This is a genomic window from Bacillus sp. J33 (assembly GCF_000518885.1).
In the GTDB taxonomy this organism is placed as follows: domain Bacteria; phylum Bacillota; class Bacilli; order Bacillales; family Cytobacillaceae; genus Cytobacillus.
Genome location: NZ_JAEL01000200.1, coordinates 1 through 1,159 on the forward strand (window position 1 = coordinate 1; position 1,159 = coordinate 1,159).

Here is a 1,159-nt window from a genome sequence, read left to right on the forward strand (position 1 = left end):
GTAGCTCTGATTTGGTTTGCTTTTCCAGTAAACAGTGTAACCAAATTAACCTACGGTGTTACGAGTAAGGAGCTAGTTTCGTTCATGATAACTTAGCGACCATCTTAAATAGATATCTTCTGTTGATTCAAAGAACGAAAAAAAGTTAGCTGGCCCAATAATAGCTACTGGACTGCCATCCATAAATACACCAATTCGTCCGTTCAAAATCGAGTAAATAAATCGATCGGGTAATTCTGTTAATAGAAGCTGCGGAAAAAATGTATAGTGATCGTCTTCTAGGCATTGCGCTAAAACTGAACTGTCATTAATATTATCTGGTTTTATTTTTTCTAATCTTTCTTTAAGGTTATTTAGTGTTTCATCATTTGCTATATCTTTTATATATACGATTCTAACTTCCTTCTTAACACGTTCCCCAATCGTTAAGCTATCCGTACACAAATTATAATCATTAAGGTTTTGCCTGATAATCTTGATATTTGATGACAATGACTCTGTAAAGGATATCTTAGGACCATATACTAATGATTCTGTTTCTGCCTTCTCAATGGATCTTTCAAGAGTATTATTGCAATTTACTATAAAACCTTTTTTCTCATTCAAGAAATAAATATAAGAAAATCCTTTTAAAAGAGATGAGATGAACTCATTCTTTTCGATTTCAGTTTTTATTTCCTCAATTGGTATGTTATTAACCAAATAAGTGTAATTTAAGTGTTTTTCTGGAATTGTTTGCATGTATTTAATAACATATTCATTTAGGACTTCCTGATTAATTAAATTCTTCATAAAAACGATTTGAATAGTTTGCCTTCCCAATTCCATTTTTCTACACATCAAATCTGGCGAGTCATTAAGTACGGTTCTTATTTCCTGATAATCCAGGAAGACATTTTTGCTTTTCATTTGTGACCTACCCTTTAATCATTTCTTTTAGTTTTTGTTTCAGGGAAGAATTTATACGCAACAATAGAAAACTTGGGTTAAAATATTGATATTATTTGAAATTTTTCACAAATTAGACACAAGGACTTTTCTCCTATACAGCTAATATACAGAATGGGTAGTGTCAAAAGATTTATGAAAACTACCTAAAGGGTTAGTTTCTCTCCTATTTACTGGATGGAGATGCGCCGCAATCGCTCTTGACAAACAC

1 protein-coding gene is annotated in these 1,159 nt (G+C 31.8%); it reads right to left on the bottom strand.

Annotated features, from left to right (window positions below):
• Positions 1 to 72: 72 nt before the first annotated feature.
• Positions 73 to 909: a spore germination protein gene (locus tag L634_RS32025; RefSeq protein WP_084029062.1), complete on the bottom strand. Its 837-nt coding sequence runs from the start codon at positions 907 to 909 to the stop codon at positions 73 to 75.
• Between the last annotated feature and the right edge of the window lie 250 nt (positions 910 to 1,159).

Bases quoted from the DNA above. Each gene is read 5' to 3' on its own strand.
- L634_RS32025 (WP_084029062.1), bottom strand. From the start codon at position 909: ATGAAAAGCAAAAATGTCTTCCTGGATTATCAGGAAATAAGAACCGTA.